The sequence below is a fragment of the Pseudomonas sp. Z5-35 genome (genome assembly GCF_051131945.1).
In the GTDB taxonomy this organism is placed as follows: Bacteria; Pseudomonadota; Gammaproteobacteria; order Pseudomonadales; family Pseudomonadaceae; genus Aquipseudomonas; species Aquipseudomonas marvdashtae.
Genome location: NZ_CP071640.1, coordinates 812,381 through 828,497 on the forward strand (window position 1 = coordinate 812,381; position 16,117 = coordinate 828,497).

Sequence of the window (16,117 nt, forward strand, 5' to 3'; positions counted from 1 at the left end):
CTTCATCGAGCGGTTGCGTCGAGCCAGCCATCGCGCCGGTGCAAGTGCCAGGCGACGGCACCGAGCGTCAGGCTGCGCAATACCATGAACGACAGGAAGCTGATCCACAGTCCGTGGTTGCCCAGTCCTTGCAGCGCCCAGGCGAATGGCAACGCCAGCAATAGCGTCAGCAACATGCCGTTGCGCATTTCCCGGGCGCGGGTGGCGCCGATGAACAAGCCATCAAGCAAATAGCTCCACACCGCAATCAACGGCAGCGCTGCGAGGTAAGGCAGGTAGTGGTAAGCGGTGTCGCGCACATCGGGGATGTTGGTTTGCATATCGATGAACAAATGCCCAGCGAGCAGAAACAGCAAGGCAAATCCGACGCTTGCAATCAGCGACCAGCCGCAGGCGATCACCAGCGAGCGGCGCAGCGCCAGGCGATCCCGGGCGCCGATGGCGTGGCCACACAGCGCCTCGACGGCATGGGCCAGGCCGTCCAGGGCATGGGCGGTCAGCAGCAAGCCATTGAGCAGCAGGGCGTTTGCCGCCACCGTCGCATCCCCCAGGCGGGCGCCCTGCACGGTGATCAGGAAAAATACCGATTGCAGGATCAGGCTACGGATGAAAATGTCCCGGTTCACCGCCAGCAACGGTCGCCAGCTCTGCCACAACCCCAGGGCCGCCCAGGCGATTCGTCCTGGCCAGGCGCGCAACGTGTGGCGGGCCAGGGCCAAGCCCACCAGCGCGCCCGTCCACTCGGCGATGACTGACGCCCGCGCCGAACCGGTTACGCCCCAATCCAGGCCAATGACGAACCAGAGGTTCAAGGCGATGTTCACCAGATTGGTGACCAGCAGGATCACCAATGGTGCGCGAGCATTCTGGGCGCCGAGAAACCAGCCCACCAGCGCGTAGCTGGCCAACGCCGCGGGCAAGCCGAAGAGTCGCGTGTGAAAGAAATCCCGAGTCAGTTGATCAAGCTCGGCCGATGGCTGCATGAAATGCAACGCGACGTTGCTCAGCGGCACGCCCACCGCGCCGAGCATAATCGCCAGCCCCATCGCCAGCAGCAGTCCTTGCAGCAACACCTGTCGCAACGCCGCCCCGTCGCCCCGCCCGGCAGCCTGGGCGGCGAACCCGGTGGTGCCCATGCGCAGGAAACCCATGGCCCAGGCCAATACGGTATACAGACTCGCCCCGACCGCCACCGCGCCCAATTGATGGGCATGCGGCAGGTGGCCGATGACAGTGCTGTCGACCAGCGCTACCAGCGGCACGGATATGTTCGAGAGAATCATCGGCGCGGCCAGCGCCCATACCCGGCGATGGGTGAGGCGGTCGCGCCAGTCGGCGATCAGGTTGGACATGGTGGCTCCTGGATGGACCGCGATTGTAGCGGCTTCCAGTTAGTCGTTCCTCAGCGTTCGGATTGATTGTGGCGAGGGGATTTATTTTCTCGCCACGAGGGTGTTCGGCTCGGGATCGATCAGCGCTTTAGTGAATGATCCAACTCAACAACCACAGCCCCAGTACCAGCCAGATGATGCCCATCACAATCGACGCCCGCATGAACGCGCGGATGGCTGAGTACAGGAGCATCAGGCCGAGGATCAGCGCGATGATACTGATGATCGACGTGTCCATGCCGAGGGTGCGGGACAAACCATCGACGAAGTTGCCGCCGGCATTGGCCAGGGTATTGAACAGGCCGCTGAGCAGATCGACGATAAAACGGATCACCGAACCGAGCGCCTGGCCAAGCCATTCGAAAAAGCTTTCTACCTGCATGTGTGCATCCTGATGAAGGGGGATCGAAATCGAGCCTGGGCTCCTGATAGTAGGAGCGATGGCGGCTGCGATGGTTCGATTATGGGGTATTTCGCCGCTTCGTACCGAGACGCTTGCCTTCCCCCCATCATCCCCCGAAGCTATGCGCATCCAGGAGAGCCCGATGAACCTTGTTGAACTGACCAAACGCCTGCACGCAATACGTGACCGTAACGATTGGCGGCAATTTCACAGCCCGAAAAACCTCGCCATGGCCGCCAGTGTGGAGATGGCTGAGCTGGTGGAGATATTCCAATGGTTGACCGAGGACCAGTCGCGCCAATTGCCGGCGGATAAACTGGCCCATGCCGGGCAGGAGATTGGCGATATCGTTTTGTACCTGCTGTTGCTTTGCAGCGAACTGGGGCTGGACATGGACGCCGTGGTACGCAGCAAGTTGACCGACAGCGAGCGGCGGTTCGCCAATGAGTGACCGTCATTTCGATCAGCTCGCCACGCGCTTCGCTGAAAAAATCTACGGCGGCGCCAAGGGCGCGATTCGTCTGGCCGTGCTCCAGGCCGATCTGCTTGAAACCTTGCCAGACCGCCCGCTGCGGGTATTGGACATTGGCGCGGGGCTTGGACACATGTCGTTGTGGCTGGCCGAGCGGGGCCATCAGGTCACCCTGGCCGAGCCGGCCGAGCCCATGCTCGAAGGCGCCCGCCAGCGGTTTGCCGAGGCCGGCCAGAGCGCAACATTCATCCAGGCGCCGTGGCAGGATCTGCTCGGCCAGCTCACCGAACCTTACGACCTGGTGCTGTGCCATGCGGTGCTCGAATGGCTGGCCGAGCCTCACGCGATCCTGCCCGTGCTGCATCAACTGACGGTGCCCGGCGGCTGGTTGTCCCTGGCCTTCTACAACCGTGACGCGCTGGTTTATCGCAACCTGCTCAAGGGGCATTTTCGAAAATTGCGCAAAAACGACATGGCTGGCGAAAAACAGAGCCTGACGCCGCAACAACCCCTTGATCCGCGGGAACTGGCGGCGCAACTTGAAGGCTTGTGGCAGGTCGAAATCCACAGCGGCGTGCGGGTTTTTCATGACTACATGCCGGTGGAGTTCCAGGGGCGCGTAGAGCTTGCGCAGTTATTGGAAATGGAACTGGCTCACCGTCGCCATCCGGCGTTTGCCGGATTGGGACGTTATCTGCACTGGGTCTGCCGTCCGGTGTGACTGGAGAGCGAAATGAAAGGTCGTTCAGGGTTATTGGTGTTGTGCCTGGGACTGGCAGCCTGCCAGGGCAGCAACCCCTATGTGGCGACATCCAATCCGTTGCCGCCGGCTCCGCCGGAGGCCGCCAAGGTGTTCGATCGCAGCGCCTATCCGGCGCCGCCCCGTGACTATGGGCGCTACCGCAGTTGGGCCTGGCTCAATGGTCGGCTGCCACCCGGCACGGCCTGGGCGGATTCGGCCCAAGTGGCCGAGGCGGTGAGCGAAGCCCTGGACCAGCGTGGCTTGCGCCCATTGCATGACAATCGGCCGGCGGACCTTTTCGTCAGTGCCGACCTGCGCCTGGAGACTCGCATCCGCCAGGTTCGGGAAGATTATGATTCCGGTTATTACGGCGGCTACAACCGCTACGGCCCAGGCTATGGCATGTACAACACCGTTCCGATGGTGCGCACCTACCAGGAACAGGTCGTCGTGGTCCGGGTGGATCTGTTCGATGCCCGCAATGGCCAGCCGGTATGGAGCGCCAGTGCCGAGACGAGCCAGCGAGGCCATCAGAGCGAGCGCACCGATGCTATTCGTGAAGCGGTGGAAAAGGCCATGTCGGCTTATCCCCCCAGTTGATTACGCAACGGAGAAAAACCATGTTTCGCCGTCTTGCCTTGTTTGCCCTTGTCCTGTTGCTTGGCGCCTGTGCTTCCAATCAGGTCAACCATGATTTTGACACCAGCCGCGATTTCGCCGCCTACCGCAGCTGGAGCTGGAAAGAGCCGGCGTTGCAGTATCGCCCCGACGACCCGCGCATCCAGAGCGACCTGACCGAGCAGCGGATCCGCCAGGCCGTTGCCGATCAACTCGACCAACGCGGCCTGCGACCGGCGCCTGCCAGTGCCCGGGGCGATGTGCAAGTCCAGGCCTACCTGATTGTCGAGGATCGCCAGCAGCAGGTGACGACCCATTACGGTGGCGGTTGGGGCGGTCCCTGGAATGGTTACTGGGGCGGGCCGATGTACAACGAAACCCGCAACGTCAGCTACAGGGTCGCGACGGTGCAGATCGATTTGCTCGATGGCAAGGACGGCAAGCTGGTGTGGCGCGGCAGCGACGAGCAACTGCTGGGCAATTCGCCCAACCCGACCGATCGCAGCACCAAGGTGCGCGAGACGGTGGGGCGGATCCTGTCCAATTATCCACCACGCTGATCGTGAAAATTCTCGTTGGGGGCGAGCAGCTCCCGACAGAGGATTTATCGCGAAAGCCGTCTGTGGCTCAGGCCACCGCCGGCCGCCACGCCCCGATCATATGTTCCAGCTCCCCAGCGCCTACCAATCGCAGCTTCCCGCTGGACCCCGCGGCGCTCGCCAGCAGCGTCACTTCGCTGGGAAGGCGTACCGGTTTCTTGAAGGTCACGTCGATCTCGACGTTGGCCTCAGGCAAATGGGCATCCAGCGCCGCCAAGGTCCGCGCCTTGTTCCATAGACCATGGGCAATGGCGGTAGGGAAACCGAACAGACGGGCGCTGGCGCCGCTCAGGTGGATCGGATTGTAGTCACCGGACACCTTCGCGTATTGCCGGCCAATGTCAGCCGGTGCGGTCCAGCGCGCCACTTCGGCCAACTCGTGCTCGACCTGCGGTGGCTCTTCGACCAAGGCACCATCAAGCTGGACGCCCTTGCACAACATCTGGCTTTCGGCCTCCCACAGCGGTCCCAGTTGATCCTCGATACGGGTCACGAGGTCGAACACCGCACCCTTGGCATGGGGTTGCAGGTTTTCGACGTTGACGCTGGCCCGTACCTGACCGACCCCGCCCATGGGCCGTAGCACGCGGATGCGGTTGCTCAAGTGGATCAGCCCCAGCAGCGGGAACGGGAAGTCCCGGTCGGTCAATAGTTGCATTTGCAGGGCGAACGCCAGGACGTGCGGATAAGTCGGCGGCAGCAGCCCGCTTTCAGCGAAACCGCAGACCTTGCGATACGCCGCCAGGCGTTGCCGATCGACTTGGATCATCTGGCGCAGCCCAACGTCCGGCAACGTGGTACCGGTTATCTTGCGGCGTGTCGCGGCCTTTGCGTACAGCCCGGACATCGACGGCGCGGCGTTTATTTCATGCCATTGGATCGTCATGGTCATGCCCCCAACAGGCTTTGTCCGCAGACTCGCAGCGCTTGTCCGGTGACGGCGCCGGTTCCCGGTTGGGCGAGCCAGGCCACGGCTTCGGCGACATCCTGAGGCAAGCCGCCCTGGCCCAGCGAACTCATGCGCCGCCCGGCTTCGCGCAGGCCAAAGGGAATGTCGGCGGTCATGCGCGTTTCAATGAAGCCTGGCGCCACCGCATTGATGCTGATCCCTCGCGCCTGCAAGGCTGGCGCCCAGGCCTGTGCCAGGCCGATCAGCCCGGCCTTGCTTGCGGCGTAATTGGTCTGGCCGCGATTGCCGGCGATGCCACTGATGGACGCCAGCAAAATCACCCGGCCGTTATCGCGCAGGGTGCCGTTGTCGAGCAGGGCCTTGGTGAGCACTTGCGGCGCGTTGAGGTTGACCGCCAGTACTGCATCCCAGAATTCCGGGGTCATATTGGCCAGGGTCTTGTCGCGAGTGATGCCGGCGTTGTGCACCACGATATCGACGCCGTCGGGCAAATGTCCGATCAACTGCGTGGCTGCGTCTTCGGCACAGATGTCCAGCGTCACGCTGCGCCCGCTCAGGCGCGCAGCCAACGCTTCGAGATCGCTCTTGGCCTGCGGAACGTCCAGCAGGATCACGTCGGCGCCATCACGGGCGAGGGTTTCGGCAATGGACGCACCAATGCCGCGCGCCGCGCCGGTAACCAGCGCCTTGAGCCCCGTCAGCGGTCGAGTCCAATCCTGGACCTGGGTCTCACAGGCCTTGAGGCGGATGACTTGACCGGAAACGTAGGCGCTTTTCGGCGACAGGAAGAACCGCAGGGCGCCTTCGAGCTGCGCTTCGGCACCGTCGCCGACATACAGCAATTGCAGCGTCCCGCCGTTGCGCAGCTCCTTGGCCAGGGAGCGGCTGAAACCTTCCAAGGCCCGCTGGGCACTGGCAGCAAACGGATCGCCGAGGCTTTCCGGGGTGCGGCCGAGGATGACGACGTGGGCGCTGTGGTCGAGGTTTTTCATCAGTGGCTGGAAAAATTCGCGCAGCTGCTTGAGCTGGTCAACCTGCACCAGATGGCTGGCGTCGTACACCACCGCCTTGATCTTCGGGCCGTGGCCGGGAATCCATTCGGTCGCCAGCGTCGGTTCGCCCCCGTAGATGAAAATGGCGTCGGTCAGGCGCTTGGCGAACGCGCCGACCTGTTCGGCCAACGGGCCGCCGCCCAGCAGCAGGGCGCCCTCGATTGGCCGCAGGCGCCCGGCTTGCCAACGCTCCAGGCGTACCGGCGATGGCAGGCCGAGAGCGCCAACCAGACGCAGGCCAATGGGCGAATTGGCGAAGTCTATGTAACGGTCTGACATGGAACACACTCCGGCTGATGAGGTTCCAAGTGTGGACCATGTTTGGCAATCAGTCGTTCGATCGCCTGGATAAAGCCTAAGCTGAGGCCGGGGCAGGCTATTGTTGACAGTTTCGGGCATACACAGGGAGTTTTCCATGGCACAGCTACGCCGCGTCGCGATCATCGGCGGTAACCGCATTCCTTTCGCCCGTTCCAACGGGCCCTATGCCACCGCCAGCAACCAGGCAATGCTGACGGCCGCGCTCGAGGGCTTGATCGAGCGTTATAACCTGCACGGCGAGCATATCGGCGAAATGGCAGCGGGGGCGGTGCTGAAGTTTTCACGGGACATGAACCTGACCCGCGAATGCGTGCTTGGCTCGCGGCTGTCGCCGAGCACTCCAGCCTACGATGTACAGCAGGCTTGCGGTACTGGCCTGGAAACCGTGCTGCTGGTGGCCAATAAAATCGCCCTGGGCCAGATCGACAGCGCTATCGCCGGGGGCGTGGACACCACCTCCGACGCACCGATCGGCGTCAATGAAGGGCTGCGCAGGATTCTGCTGCAAGCCAACCGCTCCAAGACCACCGCCGATAAGATCAAGGCGTTCTTGCAATTGCGCCCCCAGCATCTGGTCCCCGACCTGCCGCGCATCAACGAACCGCGCACGGGCCTGAACATGGGGCAACACTGCGAATTGATGGCACAGACGTGGCAGATTCTGCGCGAAGAACAAGATCAGCTGGCTTTGGAAAGTCATCAGAAAATGGCCGCTTCTTATGCCGAAGGCTGGCACAACGATTTGATGACACCTTTTCTCGGCCTGACCCGCGACAACAACCTGCGTCCGGACCTGACCCTGGAAAAGCTCGCCTCGCTGAAACCGGCTTTCGAAAAAAGCGCCAAGGGCACATTGACGGCGGGTAACGCCACGCCGCTGACCGATGGCGCCTCGCTGGTATTGTTGGGCAGTGAGGAATGGGCCAAGGCCCGCGGGCTGCCGATCCTGGCGTATCTGCGCGATGGCGAAACGGCCGCGGTGGATTTCGTCAATGGCGCCGAAGGCTTGCTGATGGCGCCGGTCTATGCCGTGCCACGGCTGTTGGCACGCAACGGCCTGACGTTGCAGGACTTCGATTACTACGAGATTCACGAGGCATTCGCCGCCCAGGTGTTGTGCACGTTGAAAGCCTGGGAGGACGCGCACTATTGCCAGACCCGCCTGGGCCTCGACGCGCCGCTGGGTGCCATCGACCGCAGCCGGTTGAACGTGAAAGGCAGCTCACTGGCGGCCGGTCACCCGTTTGCCGCCACCGGCGGACGGATCGTCGCCAACCTGGCCAAATTGCTGGACGCGGCGGGGAAGGGCCGGGGGCTGATATCCATCTGTGCGGCCGCCGGCCAAGGTGTGACGGCGATTATCGAGCGCTGACGATGGCTTCGCGCGGCCGAGTCGCTTGCGCTCGCTGGCGGCTGGCGTAGCGTTCGGCGAGGATCGAGCAAACGATCAATTGCAGCGGGTGATAGATCATGATCGGCAACAGGATCAGCCCAAGCCCGGGGTTGTTGCCGAAGATCAGCGCCGCCATTGGCACCCCGGCCGCCAGGGATTTCTTGCTGGCACAAAACACCGCAGCGATTTCATCGGCGTTGCTGAACCGCAGGGCGCGGGCGGTTCGGGTGGTCATCCACAAAATGACGGCCAACAACACGGCGCTGCCCAGTGCCGCGCTGAGCAGCACGCTATTGCCTTGCTGCTGCCAGATCCCCGACACCATCGAATTACAGAACGCCGCGTAGACCAGCAGCAGGATGACCAGCTTGTCGATGACGTTGGTGTAGCGTTTGTAGCGGGCGAAAAAACCGCCCAGCCAGCGCCGCAGGAACTGCCCGAGCACCAGCGGCAGCAGCAACATCAGGCAGAGATCGAGCAGTGTCGGATCCAGGTCGATGCCACCGGCACCGCTGCCGACCACTAGGCTGACCAACAATGGTGTCAGGAAAATCCCCAGCACACTGGACAGGCTGGCATTGAGAATCGCCGCCGGCACGTTACCGCCCGCGCTGCCGGTCAGGGCCACTGACGAAGAAATGGTCGACGGCAGCGCGCACAAATAGAAGAAGCCCAGCATCAACAGCGCCGGCACATGGCTGCGCAACAACCAGTTGCTGAGCAACCAGATCAGCGGAAACACGACAAACGTAAAGCCCTGCACCATCAGGTGCAGGCGGATGTTCTTCAAGCCATGGCGGATCTGTTCGCCGGACAGATTGACCCCATGCAGGAAAAACACCACGAAGATGCCGATATTGACCACCCACTCGGCATGCATGGCACCGCCAGTGGCGCCAAAGCGGGGGAAAAAGTAAGCCAGCAGCGTGGCGAGCAACATGCCGCAGAGGAACCAGTCGGTCACCATGCGTTTGAGATGTTGGAGGATGTGCATAAGCCACCGCGCGTTGAAAGAGAAGTCGACTTAGCCTAACGTCGCCTTACACAGTCGTCTTGCGACATAAGGCCAATCAATGCCGACTAACGGACACCAACAGCTCGAACGACGCATTCCCGACCTGACGGAACTGCCCAGGCCGCTTTATGCCCGGGTCGAAAGTTTGAACGCCGGATCATGGACGCCGGTTCACCGCCACGATTGGGTGCAATTTTCCTATGCGATCAGCGGCGTGCTCGGCGTCCATACCGCCGAGGGGAGTTTCTTTGCGCCGCCGCAATGGGGGATCTGGATTCCGGCGGACCTGGAGCATCATGTCGTGTCCTCCATGCGCGCGGAAATGCGCAGTCTTTACGTCCATCGCCAAGCGTGCCCGTGGGCCGAGGACCGCTGTCGGGTGCTGGAAGTCACGCCATTGGCGCGGGAGCTGATCAAGGCGTTCTGTCAGTTTCCCGCCACGTACCCCGAGGGCGATACCGAGCAAGCACGCCTGGCCCAGGTTCTGCTGGATCAACTGGCAGCACTGCCGGAAGTGGGCTTTTCCCTGCCATTGCCCCGTCACGCTCGTTTGCTGGAACTGTGCAATGAATTGATCGAACAGCCTGAAGGCAGCGTGACGCTGCAAGCCTGGGCCGAACGCCTGGGCACGTCGGAAAAGACTGTGATGCGGTTGTTTCAGCGTGAAACCGGTCTGAGTTTCCGCGCCTGGCGCCAGCGCATGCGATTGTTGTCTTCCTTGCAATCGCTGGAAAAAGGCGACAGCGTGACCGGCGCGGCGTTGTCCTGTGGGTATGAATCAACGTCCGCTTTCATTGCGGCATTCAAGGGGCTGTTCGGTTTTACACCGGGCGAACTGTTCAAGCATTGATCCATTTGTCAGCTCTTGTCGCAAATGCCTGCATATTCATTTAGCAGCGCCGCACCCGGTCTCGGCTATGATTTGGCTCGGTTGATCTGAGCCGGCACAGTGTGTGCATCCGAGGTTCATAGGTCGGCCCCCCTCCCCGAGAGGGGAGGATTGCCGTATAACGACCTGTCATTCGCGTGTTTGGTAATAAAGGACCCAGAATAAAAGCTGATGAAGACTCCAAAACGCATTGAACCCCTGATCGAAGACGGTCTGGTCGACGAGGTGCTGCGCCCACTCATGAGTGGTAAAGAAGCAGCTGTTTATGTGGTGCGCTGTGGCAACGAGCTACGTTGCGCCAAGGTCTACAAGGAGGCGAACAAGCGAAGTTTTCGCCAGGCGGCCGAATATCAGGAAGGCCGCAAGGTCCGCAACAGCCGTCAGGCCCGCGCCATGGCGAAAGGGTCGAAGTTCGGGCGCAAGGAAACCGAGGACGCCTGGCAGAATGCCGAAGTGGCCGCGCTGTTCCGGTTAGCCAGCGCTGGCGTGCGAGTCCCCAAGCCGTACGACTTCCTGGAGGGCGTGCTGCTGATGGAACTGGTGGCCGACGAGTACGGCGATGCCGCGCCGCGCCTGAACGATGTGGTGCTGGAGCCGGACCAGGCCCGTGAATACCATGCATTCCTGATCTCCCAGATCGTGCTGATGCTGTGTACCGGTCTGGTGCACGGCGACCTGTCGGAGTTCAACGTGCTGCTCACGCCGACCGGCCCGGTCATCATCGATTTGCCGCAAGCGGTGGATGCCGCGGGCAACAACCACGCCTTCAGCATGCTGGAGCGGGATGTTGGCAACATGGCATCCTACTTTGGCCGGTTCGCTCCGGAGCTGAAACGCACCAAGTACGCCAAGGAAATGTGGGCCCTGTTCGAGGCCGGCACCCTGCACCCGGCCAGCGTGTTGACCGGTGAGTTCGACGAGCCGGAAGAGCTGGCGGATGTCGGCGGGATCATGCGCGAGATCGAAGCCGCGCGCCTCGACGAGGAACGTCGCCAGGCTGTACGCGCGGCCGACGATGCGCCGCCCGGCAAGACCGAAGAACCGCCTCCGCCGTGGATGCAGTAATCGGCTGATCATGAAACCCGGCCCAGGCCCAATGCGGTTCATTTAAGAAAAATGACGACCCGTGGCGAGGGAGCTTGCTCCCGCTCGGCTGCGAAGCAGTCGTAAACCGGCGGATGCGGTGTGTCTGATGTTCCGCATTTGGCAGGTTTTAGGGCCGCTTCGCGGCCCAGCGGGAGCAAGCTCCCTCGCCACGGTTTTGTCGATTGCCTTAAGTGAACAGCGTTACGGCCCCGGCCGGGTTTTTTGTTAGGGCAACGCCTCCACTCAGCGCCTGCTGTCCAGTGCTCAGGCTTGCGCTGTTTCCTTGCAGCATCCCGATGCCAGTTCCTTGAGGATCGGGCAGTCCGGGCGATGGTCGCCGTGGCAATGATCCACCAGGTCCTGAAGGGTGTCGCGCAGTTCGGCCAGTTCGCGGATTTTCTGGTTCAAGTCGTCGATGTGTTGCCGCGCCAGCGTCTTGACGTCGGCGCTGGCGCGTTGGCGGTCTTGCCACAGGGTCAGCAATTTGCCGACTTCCTCCAGAGAAAACCCCAAGTCCCGGGAACGCTTGATGAAGGCCAGCGTGTGCAGGTCCTCCTTGCCATAGATCCGATAACCGCTGTCCGTGCGATGGGCTGGCTTGAGCAGGCCGGTGGATTCGTAATACCGGATCATCTTCGCGCTCAGCCCGCTCTGGCGGGCCGCTTGGCCGATGTTCATCGCTTGTCCTCCAAGTGCTTGGGCGTCCAGAACTTCAACAGTAATGCATTGCTCACCACGCTGACGCTCGACAGCGCCATGGCTGCGCCGGCCAGCACCGGGTTGAGCAGGCCGAACGCCGCCAACGGGATGCCGATCAGGTTATAGACGAAGGCCCAGAACAGGTTCTGGCGGATCTTGGCGTAGGTCTTGCGGCTGATGTCCAGCGCCGCCGGTACCAGGCGCGGATCGCCGCGCATCAGGGTGATGCCAGCGGCGTGCATCGCTACGTCGGTGCCGCCGCCCATGGCGATGCCGATGTCTGCGGCAGCCAGTGCTGGAGCGTCGTTGATACCGTCGCCGACCATCGCGACCACCGAATGGCTTTTCAGTTGCTCGACGATGGCGGATTTATCGGCCGGCAATACTTCGGCATGGACGCTGGTGATGCCCAACGCCTGGGCGACAACCCGGGCGCTGCCGTGGTTATCCCCCGTGAGCAAGTGGCTGGCGATATGCCGCTGGTCCAAGGCTTCAACCGCAGCGAGAGCCCCCGGCTTGAGCGTGTCGCCGAAGGCAAACAGGCCCAGGACCCGAGGTGTCGTGCCTTGTTCGATCAGCCAGGACAGCGTCCGGCCTTCGCTTTCCCAAGCCTGCGCCGACTCGCCCAGCGAACCGGGGCTCAGCGCGAGTTCTTCCAGCAAACGTCGATTGCCCAGGGCCAGGCGGCGCCCATCGAGGCTGCCGGCGATGCCGCGTCCGGTCAGGGATTGGCTATCGCTGACATCCGGTACGTTCAAGCCTCGCTCGGCACAGGCGTCCAACACCGCTTTGGCCAGTGGATGTTCGCTGCCCCGCTGCAGGGCACCCGCCAACCTCAGCAGCGTGTCCCGGTCGCCGTCGAGCGCGGTCAAGTGAGCGATGCGCGGCGTGCCGGACGTCAAGGTCCCGGTCTTGTCAAACACGACGGTGTTGACGGCGTGGGCGCGCTCCAGCGCCTCGGCGTCCTTGATTAGAATCCCGTGACGCGCGGCGACGCCAGTGCCGGCCATGATCGCCGTCGGCGTCGCCAGGCCCAGGGCGCACGGGCAGGCGATCACCAGCACGGCAACGGCATTGATCAACGCCGTCTCCAGCGGCGCACCGTACAGCCACCAGCCGAGCAGCGTGGCGAGCGCCAGCACCAATACGACCGGGACGAATACCTGGCTGACTTTGTCCACCAGCTTTTGAATGGGCGCCTTGGCCGCCTGGGCGTCTTCCACCAAGCGGATGATGCGCGCCAGCACGGTCTCGGCGCCCAGTGCCTGGGTGCGCACCAGCAAGCGGCCTTCGCCATTGATGGCGCCGCCGGTGACCTTGTCGCCGGGTTGCTTGGGCACCGGCAGGCTTTCGCCGCTGATCAGCGCTTCGTCGGCGTGGCTCTGGCCTTCCAGCACTTCGCCGTCCACCGGAAAGCGTTCGCCGGGCTTGACCAGCACCTGATCATTCAAACGCAGGGCGCTGATCGCGACGTCGCGTTCCTCTCCGTCAATGACTTGGATCGCCCGTTCCGGTCGCAAGGCTTCAAGGGCGCGGATGGCGCTGGCGGTTTGTCGCTTGGCGCGGCTTTCCAGGTATTTGCCCAGCAACACCAAGGCAATCACCACGGCTGACGCCTCGAAGTACAAGTGCGGCATGCTGGCCGGCCGGGCCGTTGCCCATTCATAGAGGCTCAGGCCATAGCCGGCGCTGGTGCCCAACGCTACCAGCAGGTCCATGTTCCCCGCGCCGGCGCGGACAGCTTTGAACGCTGCAAGGTAAAAACGCGCACCGAAGATGAATTGCACCGGCGTCGCCAAGGCGAACTGCGCCCAGGCCGGCAGCATCCAGTGCACGCCAAGCGGCTCCAGCAACATCGGCAATACCAGCGGGATGGACAGCAGAATCGCCAGGACCAGGGCCAAGCGCTCACGCTTCAGATGATCGGTTTGTGCTGTGGGAGGAGGCTGCTCGGCTTGCCAGACGCTGGCGTCGTAACCGGCGCGCTTGACCGCCTCGACCAAGCTTTGCGGATCGACCTGCCCAAGTAATTCGAGGTGCGCGCGCTCATTGGCCAGATTCACGCTGGCACGGTTGACACCGGCGACTTTAACCAGCGCCCGTTCGACACGCCCGACGCAGGAAGCGCAGGTCATGCCTTCGATGCTCAACTCCAGGGTTTGGACGGGAACGCTATAGCCTGCCTGCTCAACCGCCTGCATCAAGGCCGGCAGGCTTTCTTTGGGTGCCTGGATCCGCGCCTGTTCCGTTGCCAGGTTGACGCTGACGGCGCTAGCGCCAGCGACTTTGCTCAAGGCGCGCTCGACCCGTCCGGCACAGCTGGCGCAGGTCATGCCGGAGATCGGCAGATCGAAGGTAGTGGATTCGGGCATGGGTCAGGCTCCCTGTAGTGGATGACCACAGGATCAACCTTGCCATGCTGGCAAGGTCAAGCGCCAGTCTTCAGGAGTGACTCAAACCCTGGGGAGCGGGGCAAACCCGCGCCCTTCGCTTATGACGGGTCAGTAACCGAGCCCAGCCTGCTTGAGGTACATGCCTTGTTCAGTCATGGCGATGCGGTATTTCAAAATATCGCCGGCCTTGAGCGTGATGTTCTGCGATCCAGGCGCGAGCATGCCCGGATTACAGCCCGGGGCCTGGCCTGGCAACAGCTTCAGGCGCAGGGAAAACTGGCCCGGTGGCAGGTTGAACGAGGTGCTTTGCTCCTGGAATAGCCTAGCCGAGAGCTGATCCTGGATGTAGATGCCGATTTCGCAATTGGTGGACACCTCCAGGCGCTCGCGAGAAATGATCAACACGCCGTAATCCTCGCCGGCGCCCAACGTCTGGGGGGCCACCGCTGAAAAACCGAGCATGCAAAACAGACTGAACGCTGACCAGCGCATGGCTGAACCTCCGGTGTGAAATCCTTGATAAGTGCAGCTTGGCCGAGCGCGACGCCGATTGCCAGCCCGGCAGTTTTCGCCAGAACTTGACCTTGCCATGATGGCAAGCTTGAAACTTCAGGCAACCTCAATTCCAAGGAGTCATTTCATGCAGATATTCAGTGTTCAGGGAATGTCCTGCGGTCATTGTGTCAAGGCCATTACCCAGGCTCTTCAGACCAAAGACGCGGGAGCCGAAGTAAAGATCGATCTGGGCGCCAAGACCGTTGAAGTCCAAAGCACGTTGTCGCCCGATGCCGTGATTCAGGCAATCCAAGAAGAAGGATATGAAGTCAGTCCTGCTTGAAACATTTTAATCGTTAGCGACCTATCGGAATGTTCAAGAGCGTCGAGCCCGGCTAGACTGTCGGGCTGCCGACTGACCTGAGCTGGACGCCCGATGAACCTCCGTACCATTCTGATTCTTGGCGCCTTGAGCGCTTTCGGTCCCTTGGCGATCGATTTCTATCTGCCGGCCTTTCCGGCGATGGCAACTGCCTTCGGAACCGACGAAAACCATATCCAACTGACTCTGGCGGCCTATTTTCTCGGGCTGTCCCTCGGGCAATTGGCCTATGGGCCGGTGACGGATCGCTTTGGGCGGCGTGTGCCTTTGCTCACCGGCGTCGGCTTGTTCACCGTGGCTTCCCTGGCCTGCGCGTATGCGCCGAGCCTCGAATGGCTGATTGGCGCGCGCTTCGTCCAGGCCTTGGGCGGATGCGCGGGGATGGTGATTTCGCGTGCGGTGGTCAGCGACAAATGCGACGCGGTGGGCTCGGCCAAGGTGTTTTCGCAACTGATGCTGGTGATGGGCCTGGCGCCGATCCTCGCGCCGATGCTCGGCGGCCTGCTGGTGAACTTGCACGGTTGGCAATCGATTTTCATCTGCTTGACAGTGTTCAGTGCACTCGCGGCAACGGCGGTTGCCTTGTGGTTGCCTGAAAGCTTGCCGGACCATGTACCTCGCCAACCATTGTCCGGTGCGTTGCGTCAATATGGCCGGCTGCTCAAAGACTCGGTTTACCTGGGGCATGCCCTGACGGGTGGTATTGCGATTGCCGGGATGTTTGCCTACATCGCCGGTTCGCCGTTCGTTTTCATCAAGCTCTATGGCGTGCCGGCCGAACATTTCGGCTGGCTGTTCGGCACCAACGCGGCGGGCTTCATTTTGGTTGCGCAGGTCAATGCGCGGCTGTTGTCCAAGCGCGGCCCAGCATTCCTGCTGACCCGCGCGGTATGGGTCTACCTGCTCGCCGGGCTCAGCCTGTTGGCTGTCAGCGCCATGCAGCCGGAGCAATTGTGGCCGCTATTGATTCCATTGTTCATCTGCATCGCCAGCCTGGGTTGCATCATTCCAAATGCTTCTGCGTGCGCCATGAACGGGCAGGGCGCCCGGGCCGGGAGTGCTTCGGCAATGCTCGGGTGCTTGCAGTTTTCGGTGGCTGCCGGGGCTGCTGCCCTGGTGGCGGCGCTGCATGATGGCACCGCGGTGCCGATGGCGATCGTCATCAGCCTCTGCGGACTATTGGTGGTGGGTGCGGCAATGCTGACCCGCCGTCTGCAGGATGCCCAGGCACTCGCTCAGGCGGGCCAGCCGGATTGA

17 protein-coding genes are annotated in these 16,117 nt (G+C 62.3%); 9 read left to right on the plus strand and 8 right to left on the minus strand.

The features are described 5' to 3' along the window. Positions 1–2: 2 nt before the first annotated feature. Together J3P95_RS03875 and J3P95_RS03880 are read right to left on the minus strand one after the other, a co-directional pair. The gene (locus J3P95_RS03875) at positions 3–1,352 is read right to left on the minus strand and encodes an MATE family efflux transporter (RefSeq protein ID WP_434578623.1); all 1,350 of its coding nucleotides are present in this window, start codon (positions 1,350–1,352) and stop codon (positions 3–5) included. A gap of 127 nt (positions 1,353–1,479) precedes the next feature. Next, a complete protein-coding gene (locus J3P95_RS03880; protein WP_003197447.1) occupies positions 1,480–1,773 on the minus strand; it encodes a hypothetical protein in 294 nt (97 codons plus the stop codon). Between the two features lie 163 nt (positions 1,774–1,936). On the opposite strand from J3P95_RS03880, the gene J3P95_RS03885 reads away from it, so the two are divergent. The 4 genes from J3P95_RS03885 to J3P95_RS03900 are packed head-to-tail and all read left to right on the plus strand — an operon-like array spanning position 1,937 to position 4,186. Beyond that, positions 1,937–2,245 carry a MazG-like family protein gene (locus J3P95_RS03885; protein ID WP_434560828.1) on the plus strand — a complete coding sequence of 103 codons (309 nt, stop codon included), beginning with the start codon at positions 1,937–1,939 and terminating at the stop codon, positions 2,243–2,245. Then, complete coding sequence (locus J3P95_RS03890) at positions 2,238–2,987, plus strand: methyltransferase (RefSeq protein WP_434560830.1); 750 nt, start codon at positions 2,238–2,240, stop codon at positions 2,985–2,987. Before J3P95_RS03885 ends, J3P95_RS03890 begins: the two co-directional genes overlap by 8 nt. Positions 2,988–2,999: 12 nt before the next feature. Then, positions 3,000–3,608 carry a DUF4136 domain-containing protein gene (locus tag J3P95_RS03895; RefSeq protein ID WP_434578621.1) on the plus strand — a complete coding sequence of 203 codons (609 nt, stop codon included), beginning with the start codon at positions 3,000–3,002 and terminating at the stop codon, positions 3,606–3,608. Positions 3,609–3,628: 20 nt separating this feature from the next. Then, positions 3,629–4,186, plus strand: coding sequence for a DUF4136 domain-containing protein (locus tag J3P95_RS03900; RefSeq protein ID WP_434560834.1), 558 nt, complete (start codon positions 3,629–3,631; stop codon positions 4,184–4,186). 67 nt (positions 4,187–4,253) lie between these two features. On the opposite strand, the gene J3P95_RS03905 is transcribed toward J3P95_RS03900, so the two are convergent. Together J3P95_RS03905 and J3P95_RS03910 are read right to left on the minus strand one after the other, a co-directional pair. Beyond that, positions 4,254–5,111, minus strand: a complete 858-nt coding sequence (locus J3P95_RS03905; RefSeq protein ID WP_434560836.1) for a MaoC family dehydratase — start codon at positions 5,109–5,111, stop codon at positions 4,254–4,256. Positions 5,112–5,113: 2 nt separating this feature from the next. After that, entirely contained in the window at positions 5,114–6,466 is a 1,353-nt protein-coding gene (locus J3P95_RS03910; protein WP_434560838.1) for a 3-oxoacyl-ACP reductase, read from the minus strand. Between the two features lie 136 nt (positions 6,467–6,602). On the opposite strand from J3P95_RS03910, the gene J3P95_RS03915 reads away from it, so the two are divergent. Next, entirely contained in the window at positions 6,603–7,880 is a 1,278-nt protein-coding gene (locus tag J3P95_RS03915; protein ID WP_434560840.1) for an acetyl-CoA C-acetyltransferase, read from the plus strand. On the opposite strand, the gene J3P95_RS03920 is transcribed toward J3P95_RS03915, so the two are convergent. Beyond that, on the minus strand, positions 7,867–8,895 hold the full coding sequence (locus J3P95_RS03920; RefSeq protein WP_434560841.1) for a bile acid:sodium symporter family protein: 1,029 nt from the start codon (positions 8,893–8,895) through the stop codon (positions 7,867–7,869). The two genes, J3P95_RS03915 and J3P95_RS03920, sit on opposite strands and share 14 nt — an antisense overlap. Positions 8,896–8,974: 79 nt before the next feature. Here J3P95_RS03920 and J3P95_RS03925 point away from each other — a divergent pair, with 79 nt between their 5' ends. Together J3P95_RS03925 and J3P95_RS03930 are read left to right on the plus strand one after the other, a co-directional pair. After that, positions 8,975–9,766 (plus strand): AraC family transcriptional regulator, encoded by a 792-nt coding sequence (locus J3P95_RS03925; protein ID WP_434578618.1) that lies wholly within the window; start codon positions 8,975–8,977, stop codon positions 9,764–9,766. A gap of 210 nt (positions 9,767–9,976) precedes the next feature. Continuing rightward, the gene (locus tag J3P95_RS03930; RefSeq protein ID WP_186641802.1) at positions 9,977–10,870 is read left to right on the plus strand and encodes a PA4780 family RIO1-like protein kinase; all 894 of its coding nucleotides are present in this window, start codon (positions 9,977–9,979) and stop codon (positions 10,868–10,870) included. A 285-nt stretch (positions 10,871–11,155) separates the two neighbouring features. Here the strand turns inward: J3P95_RS03930 and cueR are convergent, their stop codons facing one another. From cueR to J3P95_RS03945, 3 genes are all read right to left on the minus strand, one after another. Further along, positions 11,156–11,569 (minus strand): Cu(I)-responsive transcriptional regulator, encoded by a 414-nt coding sequence (cueR, locus tag J3P95_RS03935; protein ID WP_434560844.1) that lies wholly within the window; start codon positions 11,567–11,569, stop codon positions 11,156–11,158. After that, the gene (locus tag J3P95_RS03940) at positions 11,566–13,962 is read right to left on the minus strand and encodes a heavy metal translocating P-type ATPase (protein ID WP_434578616.1); all 2,397 of its coding nucleotides are present in this window, start codon (positions 13,960–13,962) and stop codon (positions 11,566–11,568) included. The genes cueR and J3P95_RS03940 overlap by 4 nt, the downstream gene beginning before the upstream one ends. A 129-nt stretch (positions 13,963–14,091) precedes the next feature. Then, complete coding sequence (locus tag J3P95_RS03945) at positions 14,092–14,475, minus strand: hypothetical protein (protein ID WP_434578614.1); 384 nt, start codon at positions 14,473–14,475, stop codon at positions 14,092–14,094. Between the two features lie 148 nt (positions 14,476–14,623). Here J3P95_RS03945 and J3P95_RS03950 point away from each other — a divergent pair, with 148 nt between their 5' ends. Together J3P95_RS03950 and J3P95_RS03955 are read left to right on the plus strand one after the other, a co-directional pair. Beyond that, a complete protein-coding gene (locus tag J3P95_RS03950) occupies positions 14,624–14,821 on the plus strand; it encodes a heavy-metal-associated domain-containing protein (RefSeq protein ID WP_434560850.1) in 198 nt (65 codons plus the stop codon). Between the two features lie 93 nt (positions 14,822–14,914). Then, the gene (locus J3P95_RS03955; RefSeq protein ID WP_434578612.1) at positions 14,915–16,117 is read left to right on the plus strand and encodes a multidrug effflux MFS transporter; all 1,203 of its coding nucleotides are present in this window, start codon (positions 14,915–14,917) and stop codon (positions 16,115–16,117) included.